This is a genomic window from Belnapia arida (assembly GCF_016773205.1).
Classification (GTDB): Bacteria; Pseudomonadota; Alphaproteobacteria; order Acetobacterales; family Acetobacteraceae; genus Belnapia; species Belnapia arida.
On the sequence record NZ_JAETWB010000002.1, the window covers coordinates 124685 to 142568 of the forward strand.

Annotated in this window: 16 protein-coding genes; 9 read left to right on the forward strand and 7 right to left on the reverse strand. The window is 71.4% G+C overall.

Annotated elements, in window-relative coordinates; genetic code table 11:
• The first annotated feature begins 65 nt into the window (after nt 1-65).
• Together JMJ56_RS07580 and JMJ56_RS07585 are read left to right on the forward strand one after the other, a co-directional pair.
• Complete coding sequence (locus tag JMJ56_RS07580; RefSeq protein ID WP_202831022.1) at nt 66-431, forward strand: hypothetical protein; 366 nt, start codon at nt 66-68, stop codon at nt 429-431.
• Nucleotides 432-512: 81 nt separating this feature from the next.
• On the forward strand, nt 513-1037 hold the full coding sequence (locus JMJ56_RS07585) for a ferritin-like domain-containing protein (protein ID WP_202831023.1): 525 nt from the start codon (nt 513-515) through the stop codon (nt 1035-1037).
• Between the two features lie 7 nt (nt 1038-1044).
• Here the strand turns inward: JMJ56_RS07585 and JMJ56_RS07590 are convergent, their stop codons facing one another.
• The gene (locus tag JMJ56_RS07590; RefSeq protein WP_202831024.1) at nt 1045-2358 is read right to left on the reverse strand and encodes an NAD(P)/FAD-dependent oxidoreductase; all 1314 of its coding nucleotides are present in this window, start codon (nt 2356-2358) and stop codon (nt 1045-1047) included.
• Between the two features lie 174 nt (nt 2359-2532).
• Here JMJ56_RS07590 and JMJ56_RS07595 point away from each other — a divergent pair, with 174 nt between their 5' ends.
• The gene (locus JMJ56_RS07595; RefSeq protein ID WP_202831025.1) at nt 2533-5730 is read left to right on the forward strand and encodes a DEAD/DEAH box helicase; all 3198 of its coding nucleotides are present in this window, start codon (nt 2533-2535) and stop codon (nt 5728-5730) included.
• On the opposite strand, the gene JMJ56_RS07600 is transcribed toward JMJ56_RS07595, so the two are convergent.
• On the reverse strand, nt 5669-7450 hold the full coding sequence (locus JMJ56_RS07600) for an SLC13 family permease (protein ID WP_202831026.1): 1782 nt from the start codon (nt 7448-7450) through the stop codon (nt 5669-5671). The two genes, JMJ56_RS07595 and JMJ56_RS07600, sit on opposite strands and share 62 nt — an antisense overlap.
• 104 nt (nt 7451-7554) lie before the next feature.
• On the opposite strand from JMJ56_RS07600, the gene JMJ56_RS07605 reads away from it, so the two are divergent.
• Both JMJ56_RS07605 and JMJ56_RS07610 read left to right on the forward strand, forming a co-directional pair.
• Nucleotides 7555-7914 (forward strand): HPF/RaiA family ribosome-associated protein, encoded by a 360-nt coding sequence (locus JMJ56_RS07605; RefSeq protein WP_202831027.1) that lies wholly within the window; start codon nt 7555-7557, stop codon nt 7912-7914.
• A 3-nt stretch (nt 7915-7917) separates the two neighbouring features.
• A complete protein-coding gene (locus tag JMJ56_RS07610; RefSeq protein WP_202831028.1) occupies nt 7918-8829 on the forward strand; it encodes a cation diffusion facilitator family transporter in 912 nt (303 codons plus the stop codon).
• Nucleotides 8830-9044: 215 nt separating this feature from the next.
• Here the strand turns inward: JMJ56_RS07610 and JMJ56_RS07615 are convergent, their stop codons facing one another.
• Both JMJ56_RS07615 and JMJ56_RS07620 read right to left on the reverse strand, forming a co-directional pair.
• Nucleotides 9045-9194 carry a hypothetical protein gene (locus JMJ56_RS07615; protein WP_202831029.1) on the reverse strand — a complete coding sequence of 50 codons (150 nt, stop codon included), beginning with the start codon at nt 9192-9194 and terminating at the stop codon, nt 9045-9047.
• Between the two features lie 201 nt (nt 9195-9395).
• Nucleotides 9396-10331 carry a hypothetical protein gene (locus JMJ56_RS07620; RefSeq protein WP_202831030.1) on the reverse strand — a complete coding sequence of 312 codons (936 nt, stop codon included), beginning with the start codon at nt 10329-10331 and terminating at the stop codon, nt 9396-9398.
• Between the two features lie 158 nt (nt 10332-10489).
• Between JMJ56_RS07620 and metW the strand changes: the two genes are divergently transcribed.
• Nucleotides 10490-11089, forward strand: a complete 600-nt coding sequence (gene metW, locus JMJ56_RS07625; RefSeq protein ID WP_202831409.1) for a methionine biosynthesis protein MetW — start codon at nt 10490-10492, stop codon at nt 11087-11089.
• A gap of 8 nt (nt 11090-11097) precedes the next feature.
• Here metW and JMJ56_RS07630 read toward each other — a convergent pair whose 3' ends face one another.
• The 3 genes from JMJ56_RS07630 to JMJ56_RS07640 form a co-directional block, all read right to left on the reverse strand.
• Entirely contained in the window at nt 11098-11328 is a 231-nt protein-coding gene (locus tag JMJ56_RS07630; protein ID WP_202831031.1) for a hypothetical protein, read from the reverse strand.
• Nucleotides 11329-11556: 228 nt separating this feature from the next.
• Complete coding sequence (locus JMJ56_RS07635; protein ID WP_202831032.1) at nt 11557-12225, reverse strand: SDR family NAD(P)-dependent oxidoreductase; 669 nt, start codon at nt 12223-12225, stop codon at nt 11557-11559.
• 13 nt (nt 12226-12238) lie between these two features.
• Complete coding sequence (locus JMJ56_RS07640; protein WP_202831033.1) at nt 12239-13369, reverse strand: M20 family metallopeptidase; 1131 nt, start codon at nt 13367-13369, stop codon at nt 12239-12241.
• Nucleotides 13370-13455: 86 nt separating this feature from the next.
• Here JMJ56_RS07640 and JMJ56_RS07645 point away from each other — a divergent pair, with 86 nt between their 5' ends.
• The 3 genes from JMJ56_RS07645 (at nt 13456) to lspA (ending at nt 17883) form a co-directional block, all read left to right on the forward strand.
• Nucleotides 13456-14394 carry a bifunctional riboflavin kinase/FAD synthetase gene (locus JMJ56_RS07645; RefSeq protein ID WP_202831034.1) on the forward strand — a complete coding sequence of 313 codons (939 nt, stop codon included), beginning with the start codon at nt 13456-13458 and terminating at the stop codon, nt 14392-14394.
• 166 nt (nt 14395-14560) lie between these two features.
• A complete protein-coding gene (gene ileS, locus JMJ56_RS07650; protein ID WP_202831035.1) occupies nt 14561-17392 on the forward strand; it encodes an isoleucine--tRNA ligase in 2832 nt (943 codons plus the stop codon).
• On the forward strand, nt 17392-17883 hold the full coding sequence (lspA, locus tag JMJ56_RS07655) for a signal peptidase II (RefSeq protein WP_043360312.1): 492 nt from the start codon (nt 17392-17394) through the stop codon (nt 17881-17883). Before ileS ends, lspA begins: the two co-directional genes overlap by 1 nt.
• The last annotated feature ends 1 nt before the right edge of the window (nt 17884 follow it).

A 17884-nucleotide genomic window follows, 5' to 3' on the forward strand; every position in this document is an offset into this window, starting at 1 on the left:
TGAACCCGTCCGATGCCTGGGCGTTACGTCATTCGTTGCCGCAGCTTGTGAGGATGATGCCGCCGATGCCCCTGGTGACCCTGGTGCTGGCCAATGGCCCCGGCTTCCCGCAGGGCAGCGCGGACCATCGCTACGAGATATCGGTGACGCTGACCCCGGGCGGGCACCTCGACCCCGACACCTGGCTCGCCGATCCGGCGCCCTGGCCGGCGGTGCGCTTCCGACCGGACGGGCCGCCGCAGCCCGGCACGGTGCAGTGGAACGAGCAGACCGGTTGGTCGCTCGCCTTCTCTCCGGTAGAGGGCGAGGCGGCGGATGCCGCTCCGCATGTGCAGATCGTCCAGGCGGGGCAGCTCAGGCCCGGGGAATACATCACCATCCGCGAACCGAACGGGCGCGACTACGGCTTCCGGGTGGTCGGCGTCGGCTGAATGACGTTCCGCTCCGGGCGGGCAACCTGCCCGGCCCGGGGGCCGTTCGTAGTCCTGGAACTGTTTCCCAAGGATGCGACCATGGCCGACACCATCATGGACCTGCTCGAACTTTCCCTGCAGGACACCTACAGCGCCGAGAACCAGATCCTTGCCGCCCTGCCGGAACTGGAGGAGGCCGCCACCTCGCCCACGCTGAAGCAGGCCTTCCGCGAGCATGGCGAGCAGACCGAGCGCCAGGTGGAGCGGCTGGAGGAGGTCTGCCGGATGCTCGACATGGAGCCGGACGGCGAGAGCTGCGCCGCCATGGAAGGGTTGGTCGAGGAGGCCGACGACATGATGGAGGAGCTGGAGGAGGGCCCAGTGCTCGACGCCGCCCTCATCGCCGCCGCGCAGAAGGTCGAGCATTACGAGATGGCGGCCTATGGCACGCTCTGCTCCATGCTGAAGGCCATGGGCCAGACCAAGGCCGCCGATCTCCTCTCCCAGACGCTCAAGGAGGAGAAGGACACCGACGAGCTGCTGACCCGGATTGCCGAACAGGAGGTCAACCCGGCGGCGATGCAGACCCTTCCGGCCGATGCGCCGTCGGGCGGCACGGCCTGAGCGGCCGCTACACCTTCTCTAGCGCCCGTGCCTGCCCAGGCACGGGCGTCGCGTTGCCGCCCTTCGGCTCACGCCCGGTGATGAGACGGGCGCCGCGCTGGAAGGTCAGGTAGCTCCACAGCCATTCGAAGGAGACGACGACCCGGCTGCGGAAGCCGATCAGGTACCAGACATGCGCGAGGCCCCAGAACCACCAGCCGACCAGGCCGGTGAGGCGGATGCGGCCCAGCTCCACCACGGCGGAGCGGCGGCCGATGGTGGCGAGGTCGCCATGGTGCCGGTAGCGAAAGGGCGCCGGTTCCGCCTGGCCCGCCGCACGGGCCGCCAGCAGCCGGCCGACATACTGCCCCATCTGCTTCGCCGCCGGCGCATTGCCCGGCACCGGCCTGCCCTTAGCGTCCGTGACCGTGGCCGTGTCGCCAAGCGCGAAGATGTCCCCCCGGCCGGGCACCGACAGGTCCGGCCCGACCTTGATGCGGCCCGCGCGGTCCCGCTCCGCCCCGATCCAGGCCCCGACCGGCGAGGCGACGACGCCCGCCGCCCAGACGATGGTGCTGGCGGCAATCCGCTCCTCGCCGCAATCGATGCCCGTCGCATCACAGCCGGTGACGCGAAGCCCCGTCAGCACCTGCACCCCCATCCGCTCCAGCGACTGCCGCGCCTTGGCGCCGAGTTCCTCCGGGAAGCTGGGCAGCAGGCGCGGCCCCGCCTCGATCAGCACGATGCGCGCCATGGCCGGGTCGATACGGCGGAATTCGCGCGGCATGGCGTGGCGGGCGAGCTCCGCCATGGCCCCGGCCAGCTCCACCCCCGTCGGCCCGCCGCCGATGACGGCGAAGGTCAGCAGGCGGCGCCGCTCCGCCTCGTCCTCCGTAAGCTCGGCGCGCTCGAAGGCGAGCAGCAGGCGGCGGCGGATATCCGTCGCATCCTCGATGGTCTTGAGGCCGGGCGCGACGGGCGCCCAGTCGTCGCGGCCGAAATAGGAATGGGTCGCGCCCGTCGCCAGCACCAGCGCGTCATAGGGGACGCGGAGGCCGGGGCCGGCTGAGACCTCGCGTGCTGCGGTGTCGATGCCGGTCACCTCGGCCATCATCACCCGCACGTTGCGCTGGCGGCGGAAAATGGTGCGGACCGGCCAGGCGATGTCGCCCGGCGATAGCGCCGCCGTCGCCACCTGGTAGAGCAGCGGCTGGAACAGATGGTGGTTGTGCCGGTCGATCAGGGTGACCTCGGCCGGCGCCCGCGCCAGGGCACGCGCCGCCTCCAGCCCGCCGAAGCCGGCGCCGATGATGACGACGCGGAGGGGCGTGCTAGCGGACATGCGGCATCTCCATGGCGGGCGGCATCCTTCGGCGCTGGGTCAGGCCGGTAACGCAGGCGGTGGCGCGGGACCGCATGAACAGGGCGCGATTGCACCGTCCGGACGTTGCGGCCGCGTGCCCGCAGCCTTCCACCGGGAGCGGCGTTCTGCGCATCCGCTTTGGGGGATCGCCATGTGATCGCGGAACCGGAAGGGCTGCTGGCCGCCTGCCTCGTCGAGCGTCTGCGGGAGGCAGGGGAGGCAGGACTCGTCTTCGTCGCACGGAGCGAGGGACGGGCGGCACGGCTGCATCGGGCGGTGCGGGCGCTGGCGCCGGCGGATGCGGCGGTCTCGCTGCTGCCGGGCTGGGACTGCCTGCCCTATGATCGCGTCTCGCCCTCCCGCGCAGTGATGGGGCAGCGCATGGCGCTCGCCGCCGGGCTGCCGCCGGGGCTGCTGATCGCCTCGGCGGAGACGATCGGGCAGCGCCTGCCGCGGGTGACGGAGCGGCTGCGGCTCGCCTGCGGCGATGCGCCGGACATGGCAGCCCTGCGCCGCGACCTGCTTCGCCTCGGCTATGTGCTCGACCAGCGCGTCGACGAGCCGGGTGAGGCGGTGCTGCATGGCGAGGTGGTCGATCTCTGGCCCGCCGCGGCGGAGGTGGCCTGGCGGCTGCGGCTGGACGAGGGACGCATCGCCGGCATCCACCGGCTCGACATCCTCAGCCAAAGGAGCCTCGACGCGGCGGCCGAGGCGCTGGAGCTCGGCCCGGCATCGGAGGTGGTGCTGGCGGCTGATGACCCGCTGCTGGAGGCGCGGCCGCCGGGGCTGGAACACGCGCTGCCCGACCATGCCGGTAGGTTGATCGCGCCGCTCGACCTGCTGCCGCGGGCAGCGGTGCTGCTGGATGCGGGGGCCGAGGCGGCGCTGGCGCAGCGCCGGGCGGAGGTGCTGGAAGCCTTCCGCACCCGCATCGCGCTTGGCCCGGCGGGATCGCCGCCGGAGGCGCTCCATTGCGGCGAGGACCCGCTCGACGGGCGGCGGGTGGAGCGGGTGGCGCCCGACCAGGGCGCCGCGCCGCCGCGCTTCGTCGAGGCGGAGGACCCGGAGGCCGCCTTTCTCGCCTATGCCGAAGCCCAGCGCGCGGCGGGACGGCGCGTCGCCATCGCCGGCGGGCGAGGGCGCGGGGTGCGCAGGCTCGCCGGGCGGCTCGGCGAGGTCGAAACGGCCCCGGACTGGCCGGCGCTGCTCGCTCTGCCAGCGGGCAGCGTCGCCCTGCTCGCGGCCGAGGTACCGGGCTTCGAGGCCAAGGCGGCGGCGGTGGTGCCCTATGCCGCGATCCGCGCCGTCAGCGGCGCCGGGCGGGACCGTGGCGCCGAGGCGCTCTTCGCCGCCAGCGCCCGGCTGCAACCAGGCGATGCGGTGATTCATCTCGACCACGGGCTCGGCGCGCTGGAAGGGGTGGAGCGGGTGGCGACCGGCGAGGCGTGCGTCGACTGCCTCAGGCTGCGCTATGCCGATGCGACGCGCCTCGTGCCCTTCGACGAACTGGACCGCATCTGGCGCTACGGGGCGGTGGCGGAGGGGCTTTCCCTCGACCGGCTCGGCGGTGAGGCCTGGCCGAAGCGGCGGGCGGAAGCGGAGGCCGCGGTCGCCGAAAGCGCGCGGGCGCTGCTCGCCCTGGCACGGGCGCGGAAGCGGGCACGGGCCCCGGCGCTGCGGCCGCCGCCGGATGAGTACGCCCGGCTTGCCGCGCGCTTCCCGCATGAGCTGACGGAGGACCAGGCGGCGGCCGTCAATGCCGTGCTGGGCGACCTCGCCTCCGGCCGGCCGATGGACCGGCTGGTCTGCGGCGATGTCGGTTTCGGCAAGACGGAGGTGGCGATCCGCGCGGCGGCGGTGGCGGCGCTCGGCGGGCACCAGGTGGCGCTGCTGGCGCCGACCACGGTGCTGGTGCGGCAGCATTTGGAAAGCTTCCGCCGGCGCTTTGCCGGCTTCGGCCTCCGCATCGAGGCGTTGTCGCGGCTCACTCCGCCTGCCGAGGCGCGCGAGATCAAGGCGGCGATGGCGCGGGGCGAGGTGGCGATCGTCATCGGCACCCAGGCGCTGGCGGCCCACGGCATCCGCTTCCGCGACCTCGTCCTGATGGTTGTCGATGAGGAACAGCGCTTCGGCGCGGCGCAGAAGGAGCAGCTGCGGCAGCTCCGCGGCGGTGATGGCCTGCACATGCTGACGCTGACGGCGACGCCCATTCCCCGCACCCTGCAGGCAACGCTGGTCGGGCTGCGGGAGCTGAGCGTCATCGCCACGCCGCCCGCGCGGCGCCAGCCGGTGCGGACCATCCGCGCGACCATCGAGGATGCGCTGCTGGCCGGCGCGCTGCGGCGCGAGGCACGGCGCGGCGGGCAGAGCTTCTGCGTCTGCCCGCGCATCGAGGACATCGCGCCGATGCGCGAGCGCCTGGCCGGGCTGGTGTCGGACCTCACCCTGATCGAGGCGCATGGCGCGATGCCGGCTGCGGAGGTGGATGCCGCCATGGTGCGCTTCGCCGAGGGCGAGGGCGACGTGCTGCTCTCGACCAACATCGTCGAGGCGGGGCTCGACGTGGCACGGGCCAATACCATGCTGGTGTGCCGGGCGGACCGCTTCGGCCTGGCGCAGCTCCACCAGCTGCGCGGCCGGGTCGGGCGCGGGCGGGTGCGGGGCGTCGCCTATCTGCTGACCGACCCCAAGGCGCGGATCGGCCCGGCGACGGAGCGGCGGCTGGCGATGCTGGAGGCGCTGGACCGCGTCGGCGCCGGCTTCGCCATCAGCGCGCGGGACCTCGACCTGCGCGGTGCGGGCGACCTGCTGGGCGAGGAGCAGGCGGGGCATCTGCGCCTCGTCGGGCTGGAGCTCTACCGCCACCTGCTCGACCGGGCGCTGGCCGAGGCGCGCGGCGAGGCGCCGCCGGAGGCCTGGAGCCCGAGCCTCGCCATCGGCGTCGATGCCTATGTGCCGGAGGAGCACGTGCCGGAGGAGGCGCTGCGCGTCTCCCTGCACGGGCGCCTTGCGAGCCTGCTCCGCGCCGGGGATGCCGCGGGGGTGGAGGCGCTGGAAGACGAGGTGGAGGACCGCTTCGGCCCCGCCCCCGCGCCGCTCGCCCAGCTCTTCGCCGTCGCCCGGATATCGGCGCGCTGCCGGCGGCTCGGCATCGGGAAGCTCGATGTGGGGCCGCTCGCCGCGGCGGCGACGCGGCGTGGCCAGGAGCGGGGCAGGCTGCTGCTGCGCCGGGCGAGCGAGACCCAGGCGGAGCGGCTGGCGGCGGCGGAGGCGCTGCTGGCCTCCTTCGTCAGGGCTCGTGCAGGGGCCAGACCAGGGCGATCATCGGCACGCCGACCAGCACCACGATGAGCGAGAGGGGCAGGCCGAGCCGCCAGTAGTCGCCGAACCTGTATCCCCCTGGGCCCATCACCAGCGTGTTGCACTGGTGGCCGATGGGGGTGAGGAAGTCGCAGGCGGCGCCGAGCGCGACCGCCATCAGGAAGGCATCCGGGCTCATTCCCAGCCGCTGCGCCAGGCTGCCGGCGATGGGGCCGAGCATCAGTACCGTCGCGGCGTTGTTGAGGAAGGGCGTCACCGCCATCGCCGCCATCATGATGAGGGCCAGCGCGCCCATCGGCGGCAGGTGCTCCACCGCTCCGGAGAGCCAGCCGGCGATCAGCTCCGTCCCGCCCGTGCTGCGCACCGCCTCGGAGACGGGTATGAGCGCGCCGAGCAGCACGATCACCGGCCATTCGACGGCGTTGTAGGCCTCCTGCGGCGTCAGCGCGCGGATCACCAGCAGCAGGACCGAGGCGGCGAAGAAGGCAACGGCGACCGGCACCAGGTTCAGCGCGACGGCGGCCATGGCGAGCGTCAGGATGATCGCCGGCAGCCAGCTCCGCCGGCTGCGGCCGAGGACGATGCCGCGCTCCGTCAGCGGCAGGATGCGCAGGGCGGCCAGGGTGTCGGGCAGGCGCACGGCCTCGCCCTTCAGGATGGCGACGTCGCCGCGGCGGAGCTTCAGCGTGTTCAGCCGTTCGGCGATGCGCGACCCGCGGCGGCTGACCGCCAGCAAGCTGACGCCGAAGCGACCTGCGAGGGAGGCACCGGCAGGCGTCGCGCCGACCAGCGGGGATTCGGCGGTGATGACGCCCTCCACCACCGTCTTCTCGTCCTCCGGCACCTCCTCGCCGCCGGTCGGCTTCTCGCCGACCAGGGTGAGGCCGGCCTGTGCGACGAGGGATTCCAGCTCCTCCGGATCGCCTTCGAGGATCAGCAGGTCGCCGGACTTCAGCACGACCTCGCCGGGCGGGTTCTCGCGGCGGAAGCGGTCGCGCAGCATGGTGCCGACGGTGATGCGCTCCTCGCCCATCGCCACGAGCTCGGCGATGGTGCGGCCGATAAGCGGGCTCTCGGCGGGGATGCGCGTCTCGGTCGTGTAGGCTTCGATCGCCATCGTCGCCTGGCCGGCGCTGCCCTGCCGCCCGCGTGGCAGCAGGCGCCACCCGAGGCTGAGGAAGGCGAGACCTGCCACCGCGATCGCCGCACCGACCGGTGCGTAGTCGAACATCCGGAAGGGCTCGCCCGTGACCTGCTCCCTGACGCGGGAGACGATGATGTTGGGCGAGGTGCCGATCAGCGTGCAGAGTCCGCCGAGCAGCGAGGCGAAGGCCATCGGCATCAGCAGCGCCGAGGGCGGCGTGCCGGTGCGCCGTGCGAGCTGCAGGGCGACCGGCATGAAGATGGCGAGGGCGCCGATGTTCTTCGTCACCACTGAGGCGGCCATGACGGCGGCGACCAGCGCCGGCACCTGCGTCCTGACGCTGGTGAGGTGCGGCAGCAGCGGCCGCATCAGCCGTTCCACCGCGCCGGACCGGGCGACGGCGGCGCTGACCACGAGGGCGGAGGCGACGATGATGACGATGTCGTCGCTGAAGCCGGCGAAGGCCGCCTCGGCCGGCACGATGCCGGTGACGAGGCCGGCGAGCAGGGCGAGCAACGCCACCAGGTCATAGGGCAGCCGGCCCCAGGCGAAGAGGCCTACGGTCACACCGAGGATGCCGAAGGCGAGGGCCTGGTCGAGGGTCACGGGGGCGCCAACAGCCCGAGGGCCGCTCTGGTTCCGCGCCATGGTGCAACGGGTCCGCCCGGGCGGCGTTCGCCCCCGGCACCACAGAGACGAGAGGGAGTTCGATGCGCCCCGACGACAACAATGCGGCGGACAGCCCGGCCATCGCCATCCATGGCCACCAGATGGATGTGGGCGAGGCGTTGCGTACCCATGTCACCGACAAGCTGACGGCGGTGGCAGAGAAGTATCTCGGCGCCGAGGACATGACGGCGCGCTTCTCCCGGACCGGCCATGGCGGCTTTTCCTGCTCGGTGCGGATTCATGCCGGCAAGGGCCTGTTCTTCGACGGCTCGGCCGAGGCGGCGGAAGCACCGATCGCCTTCAACGAGGCGCTGGAGCACGTGGCGAAGCAGCTGCGGCGGCGGAAGCGGGAACTGCGTGAGGACAAGCCGGTCAATCCGGACAAGGAAGGCCTCATTTAGCCCGTGGCCCATGGCGGCTCCCGCCGGGTGATCCTGGCGGCGCTGGCGGGCAACCTCGCCATCGCCGCCACCAAGCTGGCCGCCGCCCTGCACACCGGCTCCAGCGCCATGCTGAGCGAGGCGATCCACTCGGCGGTCGATACCGGCAACCAGGGGCTGCTGCTGATCGGGCTGCGGCGGGCGGCGCGTCCGCCATCGCCGCAGCATCCGCTCGGCCATGGAATGGAGCTGTATTTCTGGGCCTTCGTCGTCGCGCTGATGATCTTCGCGCTCGGCGGCGCCGTGTCGATCTACGAGGGCTGGCGGAAAGTCGTGGCGCCCGAGCCGGTCGAGGCCGTCTGGGTCAACTTCCTCGTGCTCGGCGCCTCGATCCTGTTCGAGGGGATGTCCCTCCGGGTCGCCCTGCGGGAATTCCGCCGCAGCCATGCGGGCGAGCCTTTCTGGGAGGCGATCCGCGCCAGCAAGGACCCCGGCGTCTTCGCAGTGCTGCTGGAGGATGCGGCGGCGCTGGCAGGGCTGGCCATCGCCCTTGTCGGGCTCGGCCTCGCGGCCTGGCTCGACCTGCCGGAACTGGATGGTGCGGCCTCCATCGGCATCGGCCTATTGCTGATCCTCACTGCCGCCTTCCTCGCCAACGAGACACGGAGCCTGCTGACCGGCGAGGCCGCCTCGCCGCGGCTGATCGCCGATGTGCGGGCGATGCTCGCCGCAGACCCGCGGGTGAAGACGGTGGAGGAATTGCTGACCATGCATCTCGGCCCGGCCGAGGTGCTGATGGCGGTGACCATCGACCTGGCCGACGATCTGCCGGGCGCCGGGGTGGAGCAGGCGGCGCGGGAGCTGACCCACCGCATCGAGGACCGGCACCCGGAGGTGACGCGCATCTTCTTGCGGCCGAAGCGGATGGCTGCCTAATACGGCAAGCCGCCCGCCGGGAGGGAGCAATCCCCCGGCGGGCGGCTCTATGCCTTGACGTGTCGGCCCGGCGTCCGGCCGGGTGGGGGATACGCCCCCACCACGCAGCGGGACTCACCCCCGCTTGTGCCGGACGGTATGAAGCGCCGCCCGGTTCGCGTTCAGTGCCAACCGGGCAGAGGGCCAGGGGTTTCTTGGCCCCCGGTCACATCTTCTCAGACCACGTCCTGCGCTGCGCCGGCCGGCATCAGCCCGGCCCCGTGCAGGACACCGGCCCGCTCCATGCTGCGGCGAACCGCGGCGCCCCAAAGCACCAGGGCCATGCCGGCACCGAGGCTGAGAACGCCGAAGACTGCGGATAACATCACTCTCTCCTTTCGCATCTTGCGTGACTGTATCTGGGGTGTTCCATGCCGGCGAGCAGCGGCGGGGAGTCCCCCCAGCCATGCGGGGAATGCGCTGCTCGAAGCGGTTTCTATTCACCATATTTTATGAAAGTTGCCGTGACCTGCTGCCTGACCGGGTATTACTTTCGATTGGATGATTCCATTCGAAGGGGCGCTGTTTCAGCGCCTGAGCGTCGCGTGCCAGCGGCGGAGGCCGATGGCGCCGCTGCTCAGCAGCCGGTGGCGCAGCAGCCAGAGCTCTGCCTCCTCGATCAGGCCGACGGCGGCATTGCGTAGCTGGCCGGCGCCGGCGGCGCGCAACTCCTCGATCAGCCGGACCCAGGTCGCGATGACGGCGGCGCACTGCCGGGGCGCGGCATTCTCGGCGACATGGATCTGGAAGCCGGCAGCCTGCAGCGCGCCCTCGGCCGCTCCGCGTTCCGGCGGCGGGACCGGGCGGCCTTCGAGTGCGAGCCAGCGGTCGAGGATTGGGCGGGAGGCGGGGCCGTCACCGCGGACAACCTCCAGCATGACGAGTTGCGCATCCGGCTTCAGTGCCTCGGCCAGGGCCTGGACGGTGCGGTCGAAGGTCCCGCCGCCGGCCAAGGGCTCCAACGCCAGGGCGTGGTGGTGGTAGCGGGGGCGGAAGGCGGGCTGGTTCGGCTGCCAGGGCAGCACCAGGGCACGGCGGCCGAAGGGGCGGAGGCGCAGCGCCATCCGCCCAGCCAGGAACGGGTCATGCTGGTAGGCGGCGACCCAGGCCCCGCGACGGCTGATGATGGTGCCAGCCGCCCCGCCGGCATCGCGGCCGACCAGCAGCAGCGTTGTCGCTGGCGACAGGGGAAGCAGCCCGGACAGCCGCTCGACCTCCGCCGCCCCGCCGGGGATGAGGCAGCCTTCGGCCCATAGCCGCTCGGCCCAGGCCATGCGGGCAAGGGCAAGGCTCTCGGCCGGGTCCTGCGGGGCGGACGGGTCCTCCGGCAGCGGGGCGAGGCCGGGAGCTTCCGCATCGGCACGAAGCGGCAGGCGGTCGGCCGCCGCGAGCAACAGGCCGGCGAAGCCGCGGCGCTGGCCGGGCCGGATGAACCGGGCCAGGGCGTTCGTCAGGGCCGGCATGGGGGCCGGGTCATGCGTGCGTTCCTCGCCTCTCGATGGAGAGGAGCGGCATGGGACCACGGAAGGGATGAAGGAAGCGTTGCGGCCGGGGCGGTGCGGGTCTATCGCAAGGGGCCATGCCCGAAGCGCCCTACCCGATCCGCTACGTCGCCAAGAACATGCGGCTTGATCTCCGGCTGATCGCCGAGATGGTCACGCCGGGCGCGCGCGTGCTGGATATCGGCTGCGGCGACGGGGCGCTGCTCGCCTATCTGACGGCGGAGAAGGGCGCCGATGCCCGCGGCATCGAGATCGACATGGCGGAGGCGACGCGGGCTGTTGCAGCCGGCCTCGCCGTGATCCATGGCGATGCCGACCATGACCTCGCCTCCTATCCGGACGGCGCGTTCGACTACGTGGTGCTGTCGCGCACGCTGCAGGCGGTGGAGCGGCCGCGCGAGGTGCTGCGGCAGATGCTGCGCATCGGCCGGCGGGCGATTGTCAGCTTCCCCAATTTCGGCCACTGGCTGGTGCGCTGGCAGGTGCTGTCGACCGGGCGGATGCCGATGACGGATACCTGGCACCGCGCCTGGTACGAGACGCCGAACATCCACCCCTGCACCATCCAGGACTTCTTCGACCTCTGCACCCTCGAGGGTTATATGGTCGAGCAGTGGCTGGCGGTGGATGAGCGCGGGCTGAAGGCGCCGTGGAAGCGGTCGCCGCGGCTCGCCAACCTGTTTGGCGAGCAGGCGCTGTTCCTGCTGCGGCGAGGTTAGCCGCAGGCTCAGTGCAGGCGGGCGTTGCGCGGGCGGACGGGGGCCGGAGGGCGCGGGGCGGCCGTGGCGGACACCGGGTCGGGCAGGTTGGAGACAGCGAGGGCGGCATGGCGCGCGGCCTCGGTGGCACCGATCCGCAGGCATTCCGCCTCCACATAGGAGAGCATCAGGCGGAGGGCGGACTGGTCGGGAGATTCAGGCTCGGACTCGGTCTCGAGAGGCTCGAACGCGGCACGCATCCAGCACGCTCCGGTTAAAGTGATTGCATAGCACACATACTATTGACTCAGTGATGCAGCAACATCGAAGTCGTTCTGAGGTTGCGCGCGCATGCGCAAGCAACGAAGGACGGGCGTAAATATCGCTCACGTTGCCGTTCTGCGCTGCTTAAATTCTACCTGAGGTTATCAAGCATCTGTGAGCTTTGTCGCTGGCCATTCATCGAAGTCGTGATATTGGGATCAGGCTCAGAACTTCTCGACCCATGGGCGAATTTCTAGCTCCCAACTCCACGCATTGCGCGGTTGCCGGACGAGCTGAAGGTAGTTTGTTGCAATCGCATCGGGGTCGAGCAGGCTGTCTTGCCCGCTATCCGTGTGGACTGTGCTTCGAATGCCACCATCGATGACAATGTGCGCCACATGCACGCCCTGCGGGTGCAGCTCCCGCGCGGCGGACTGGGCGAGGCCTCGGAGGGCGAATTTCCCCATGGCGAAGGGAGCGCTCTGGGCATAGCCCTTTACCCCGGCCGAGGCCCCGGTCAGCAGGATGGTGCCGTGCCCGGCGGCCAGCATGCGCCGCGCCGCCTCGCGCACCGCGAGGAAGCCGCCGAAGGCGCAGACCTGGAGGCTTTTCTGCACCTCGGCCGGGTCCAGCTCGGCGATCGGGCCGCGGGTGCGGTAACTCGGGTTGTAGACGACGACCTCGGCGTCGCCTTCGGACGTGAACAGCGCGGCGACCTGGGCGGCATCGGCGGCGTCGCAGGCATGGATGGTGGCGCCGGTCTCGGCGGCGAGCGGGGCGAGCTTCGCCGTGTTGCGGGCGGCGAGCGCCACCGCATACCCCTCGCGGGCCAGCAGCCGGGCGAGGGAGGCGGAAAGCCCGTCCCCCGCGCCGATGATGAGGGCCTTCGGCATGTGGCTCGCTCCTTTACCCCAGGGTTTCCAGCAACTCGCAGAGCACGGCACAGCGCGGCGCCAGGTCGGGCCAGCGGATATGCTCCTCCGGCGCATGGGCGCCGGCGCCGGTGCAGCCGAGGCCATCCAGCGTCGGAATGCCCATGGCGGCGGTGAAATTGCCGTCCGACCCGCCGCCGCGGTGCTGCTTCGGCAGATCGTAGCCCTGGCGGGCGGCAATGGCGCGGGCGGTCTCGTAGAGGGTGAGATTGGCCGGGCTCTCCTCCAGCGGCGGGCGGTTCAGGCCGCCCTCCACGGTGATGCGGATGCCGTCCGCCTCCCCGGCGAGGGCGCGGATGGCGGCCACCATGCGCTCCGCCTCGGCGAGGCTCGGTGCGCGGAAGTCGATGCGGCAGCCTGCCTCAGGCGGGATGACGTTCGGCCGCGTGCCGCCCCAGATCGGCGCGACATTGGTGGTGACGCCGCGCTCCAGGTCGGTCAGGGCATGGACCTTGAGGATTGCCTGGGCCAGGGCGACGACGGCGCTCCGCCCCTCGGACCAATTACCGCCGGCATGGGCGCTGCGGCCCTGGACGGTGAGCGTGAAGCCGCCTGTGCCCTTGCGGCCGGTGACGCAGGCACCCTGGCTGCCACCGGCGGGCTCCGGGATCAGCACGGCGCAGGCGCCGCGGGCAGCGGCCTCGATGGGGGCGCGGCTGGTCGGGCTGCCGACCTCCTCATCCGAAGTGAGCAGCAGGGTGATGGGGCGGCGGGTCCTCACCCTCTGGCGCAGGATCTCCCGCACGGAGTGGAAGGCGAAGAAGCTGCCGGCCTTCATGTCATAGATGCCGGGGCCATGGGCGCGCTCGCCCTCGACGCGCCAGGGCATCGACTTCGCCAGCGTGCCGTGGTCCCAGACGGTATCCAGATGGCCGGCGACCACCACCGGCGCGCCCTCACCCGGGGTGCGGGCGATCAGCGTATCGCCGAAGCCGTCGCGGCCCGGCAGGCGCTCGATGGCGGCGCCGGCTCCGGCGAGGTCTGCCTCGCAGCGGTCGAGCAGCGCATTGACGGCGCCAGGATCGGTGGTCGGGGTCTCGTGCTCCACCCAGGTCCTGAGCTCGGCGAGGAGGCGGTCGGAGCTGCCGGTATCGGTCTGGGGCATGAGGTCGGTCCTGCTGCGATCTCGATCCACTCTGGCGATGGCGCGGCGCTTGTCCACCCGCCCGGCTCTCGTTAGACCGCCGGGGCATGACCCAGCCCCTTGTCCTCACCGACTGGCGTGACCTGCCGCCCGGGCTGCGCGGGGCCACCGTCGCGCTCGGCAACATGGATGGGGTCCATCTGGGGCACCGGGCGGTGCTGGCGGCGGCGCATGCGGCCCGGCCCGCGGCGCCGCTCGCCGTACTGACCTTCGAGCCGCATCCGCGCGAGCATTTCCGGCCCGAGGACCCCCCTTTCCGCCTCACCCTACTGCCCGCCAAGGCCGAGGCGCTGGGGGCGGCGGGCGCGGCGCTGGTGGTGGCGCTGCCCTTCGATGCAGCGCTCGCCACCATGCCGGCCGAGCGCTTCTTCACCGAGGTGCTGCGGGACGGGCTCGGCGCCGTGCATCTGGCTTGCGGGCAGGATTTCGCCTTCGGGCACCGGCGCGGCGGGGATGCCGGCACGCTCACTGGCCTGGCCGAGGCGGCGGGCATCGGGCTGACCATCGTGCCGCCCGTCACCGATGCGCAGGGGCCGATCTCCTCCACCCGCATCCGCCGTGCCCTGCAGGATGGCTATCCGGAGCGGGCGACGGCCATGCTCGGCCGCCCCTGGGAGATCCGCGGCGAGGTGGTGCATGGCGACAAGCTCGGCCGGGTGCTGGGCTGGCCGACGGCCAATCTCTGGCTGGGCCGGCACCTGGAGCCGGCGCGCGGGGTCTATGCGGTGACGGCGATGCTGCCTGACGGGCAGGAGGTGAAGGGCGTGTCCAATATCGGCCGCCGCCCGACCCTCGGCGGCGACCCGGAAACCAGGCTCGAGACCTATCTCTTCGACTTCTCGGGCGACCTCTATGGGCTGGAGATCGGCGTCCGGCTGCGGCATTTCCTGCGGGCGGATGCTAAATTCGACGGGCTAGAGGCGCTGAAGGCGGCCATCGCCCGGGATGCCGAGGATGCGCGGGCGGCGCTGGCCCAGGATACCTGACCCCTATACTTGACCCCCTGGCCCTCCGATCCCCATAAGCCCCTCATGCATCGCCCGGTGGCCCATCCGCGAATTAGCCGCCCGGCCCTCGCCTGAGGGCCGGGACCGCCGCGCACCCGCCACCGCTGACCCGCCGCCGCGCCGCCGGCGGCCGGAGACCGCCCCGATGAACGACACCGAAGCCGCCGCCCAAGCCCCAGGGGCACAGTCTGGGACCCAAGACTACCGCGGCACCGTCTTCCTGCCGCAGACCGCCTTCCCGATGAAGGGCGACCTGCCGAAGCGCGAGCCGGACTGGCTGAAGCGCTGGGAGGGGCTCGGCCTCTGGTCCCGCCTGCGCGAGCAGTCGAAGGACCGGCCGTCCTTCATCCTGCATGACGGCCCGCCCTACGCGAACGGCCCGCTGCATATCGGCCACGCGCTGAACAAGATCCTGAAGGACGTCATCAACCGCGCCGCCCAGATGGCGGGGCACGATGCCGACTACGTTCCCGGCTGGGACTGCCACGGCCTGCCGATCGAGTGGAAGGTCGAGGAGGAGTACCGCGACCCCAAGGGCAAGTACCAGGGCGGCCGCAAGAAGGACGACGTGCCGGTCCTCGAATTCCGCGCCGAGTGCCGCGCCTATGCCACGCGCTGGCTCGACGTGCAGCGCGAGGAGTTCAAGCGCCTCGGCGTCTTCGGCGACTGGGCCGGGCGCTATGCGACCATGGACTTCCCCTCCGAAGCGACGATCGTCGGCGAGATCGGCAAGTTCCTGATGAACGGCTCGCTCTATCGCGGGCTCAGGCCGGTGATGTGGAGCCCGGTCGAGAAGACGGCGCTGGCCGAGGCGGAGATCGAGTATCACGACCACCTCTCGCCAACCCTTTGGGCGCGCTTCCGCCTGGTGAAGGCCGGCGCCGAGGACCTGGCCGGCGCCAGCGTCGTGATCTGGACGACGACGCCCTGGACCATCCCCGGCAACCGCGCCGTCGCCTATGGGGCGGAGATCGACTACGCGCTGGTGCATGTCACGGGTGTTGGCGAGGGCAGCTACCTCGCCCCCGGCGAGCGGCTGCTGGTCGCGCTGCCGCTGCTGCCGCAATTCGAGAAGGATGCGAAGCTCGGCGCCCATACGGTGGTGCGCGTGCTGAAGGGCGAGGAGCTGGCAGGCGCCATCGCCGCGCATCCGCTGCGCGGCGATGGCTACGACTTCGACGTGCCGCTGTTAGCAGGCGACTTCGTCACCACGGAGGCCGGCACCGGGTTCGTCCATATCGCGCCGAGCCATGGCGAGGACGACTTCAACCTCGGGCGCGAGAACGGCTTGCCGGTGCCCGAGACGGTGAACGACGACGGCACCTTCACCATGCAGGCGCCGGGCTTCGCCGGCCTGCATGTCTTCAAGGCGCATGATGCCGTCTATGCCGCCTGCGAGGCGGCCGGCACGCTGGTCGCCAAGGGCAAGCTCACGCACAGCTACCCGCATAGCTGGCGCTCGAAGAAGCCGGTGATCTTCCGCGCGACGCCGCAGTGGTTCATCGCCATGGACGATGCCAATGCGATCCGCGAGAAGTCGCTGGCGGCGATCGATGCGACGCAATTCGTGCCCGACCAGGGACGCAACCGCATCGGCAGCATGGTCGCCGCGCGGCCCGACTGGTGCATCAGCCGGCAGCGCGCCTGGGGCGTGCCGATCGCCGTCTTCGTCGACCGCCGCAGCGGCGAGCCGCTGCGCGACCCGGCGGTGATGGAGCGCATCGTCGAAGCCTTCCGCGTAGAGGGTGCCGATGCCTGGTACCAGCCGGGCGCGGCCGCGCGCTTCCTCGGCCAGGGGCGCGACCCTGCGGACTACGAGCAGGTGATGGACATCGTCGATGTGTGGTTCGAGAGCGGCTCGACCCATGCCTTCGTGCTGCGTGACCGCGGCATGCCCTTCCCGGCCGATCTCTACCTGGAGGGCTCCGACCAGCATCGCGGCTGGTTCCATTCCTCGTTGCTGGAGAGCGTCGGCACCAATGGCGTCGCGCCCTTCAAGGCGGTGCTGACGCATGGCTTCGTGCTCGACGAGTCGGGCCGGAAGATGTCGAAGTCGCTCGGCAACGTCACCGCCCCGCAGGAGGTGATGCAGCAATACGGCGCCGACATCCTGCGCCTTTGGGTGATGAACTCGGACACCGCCGAGGACCTCCGCATCGGCAAGGAGATCCTGAAGCAGCAGGCGGAGCTCTACCGGCGCTTGCGCAACACGCTGCGCTGGCTGCTCGGCAACCTCGCCGGCTTCGAGGAGGACGAGAAGGTCGCCCATGCCGAGCTGCCGGAGCTGGAGCGCTGGGTGCTGCACCGCCTCACCGAGCTGGATGCGAAGCTCCGCAAGGCGGCGAAGGATTACGACTGGACCGGCGTCTATCCCGAGATCCACGCCTTCTGCTCGACCGATCTCTCGGCCTTCTACTTCGACATCCGCAAGGACAGCCTCTACTGCGATGCCGCGGACAGCCATCGGCGGCGCAGCGCGCGCACGGTGCTCGACGTGCTGCATCGCTGCCTCTGCGCCTGGCTGGCGCCGGTGCTGGTCTTCACCGCGGAGGAGGCTTGGCTCGCCCGCTTCCCCGACGAGGATGACAGCATCCACCTGCACGACTTCCCGGTGCTGCCCAGCGAGTGGCGGGACGAGGCGCTGGCCGAGCGCTGGGCGGCGCTCCGCGCCCGCCGCGCCCTGGCGACCAACCTGCTGGAACGTCTCAGAAGAGATGGGGAGATCGGCTCATCGCTGCAGGCTAAGGTGATCGTCAACCCTATGGGCGATGAGTCGCTCGACTCATCGTTCTGGGAAGAATTCCTGATCGTTTCCAAGGTCGAAGCTGAGCCCGAGCCGTTCGAAGCGGGCTTCCGTGTCGTAAAGGCTCCCGGCGCCAAGTGCGACCGTTGCTGGCGCGTGCTGGAGGAGGTCGGCCAATCCGCTGCGCACCCGACGCTTTGCCGCCGCTGCGAGGCCGCGGTGACGGGCCAGTGATGCGCATCGGCCTCCTCATGGCGGCGCTGCTGCTCGCCGCCGATCAGCTCAGCAAGTGGTGGGTGCTGGAGGTGCTGGACCTCCCCAACCGCCGCACGCTGCCGCTGGTCGAGGCGGGGCCGCTCGGCCTCGACCTCACCATGGTCTGGAACCGCGGCGTCACCTTCGGCCTGCTTTCGGGCGAGGGGCCGCTGAACCACATCATCCTCGCCGTCCTCGCCGCCGTCATCGCCGCCTTCCTGCTGCGCTGGATGGCGCGGGCGGAGAACCGCGCGGTTGCAACCGCGCTGGGTGCGGTGGTCGGCGGCGCGGTCGGCAATGTCATCGACCGGCTGCGCTTCGGCGCGGTGGTCGATTTCGTTGATGCGCATGGCTGGGGTTGGCACTGGTACGTGTTCAACATCGCCGATGCCGGGATCGTATGCGGGGTTTTCGTCCTCCTCGCGGATGCCTTGTTCCGCAAGCCGCCGGCGAGTAAGGAAGCGGCATGAG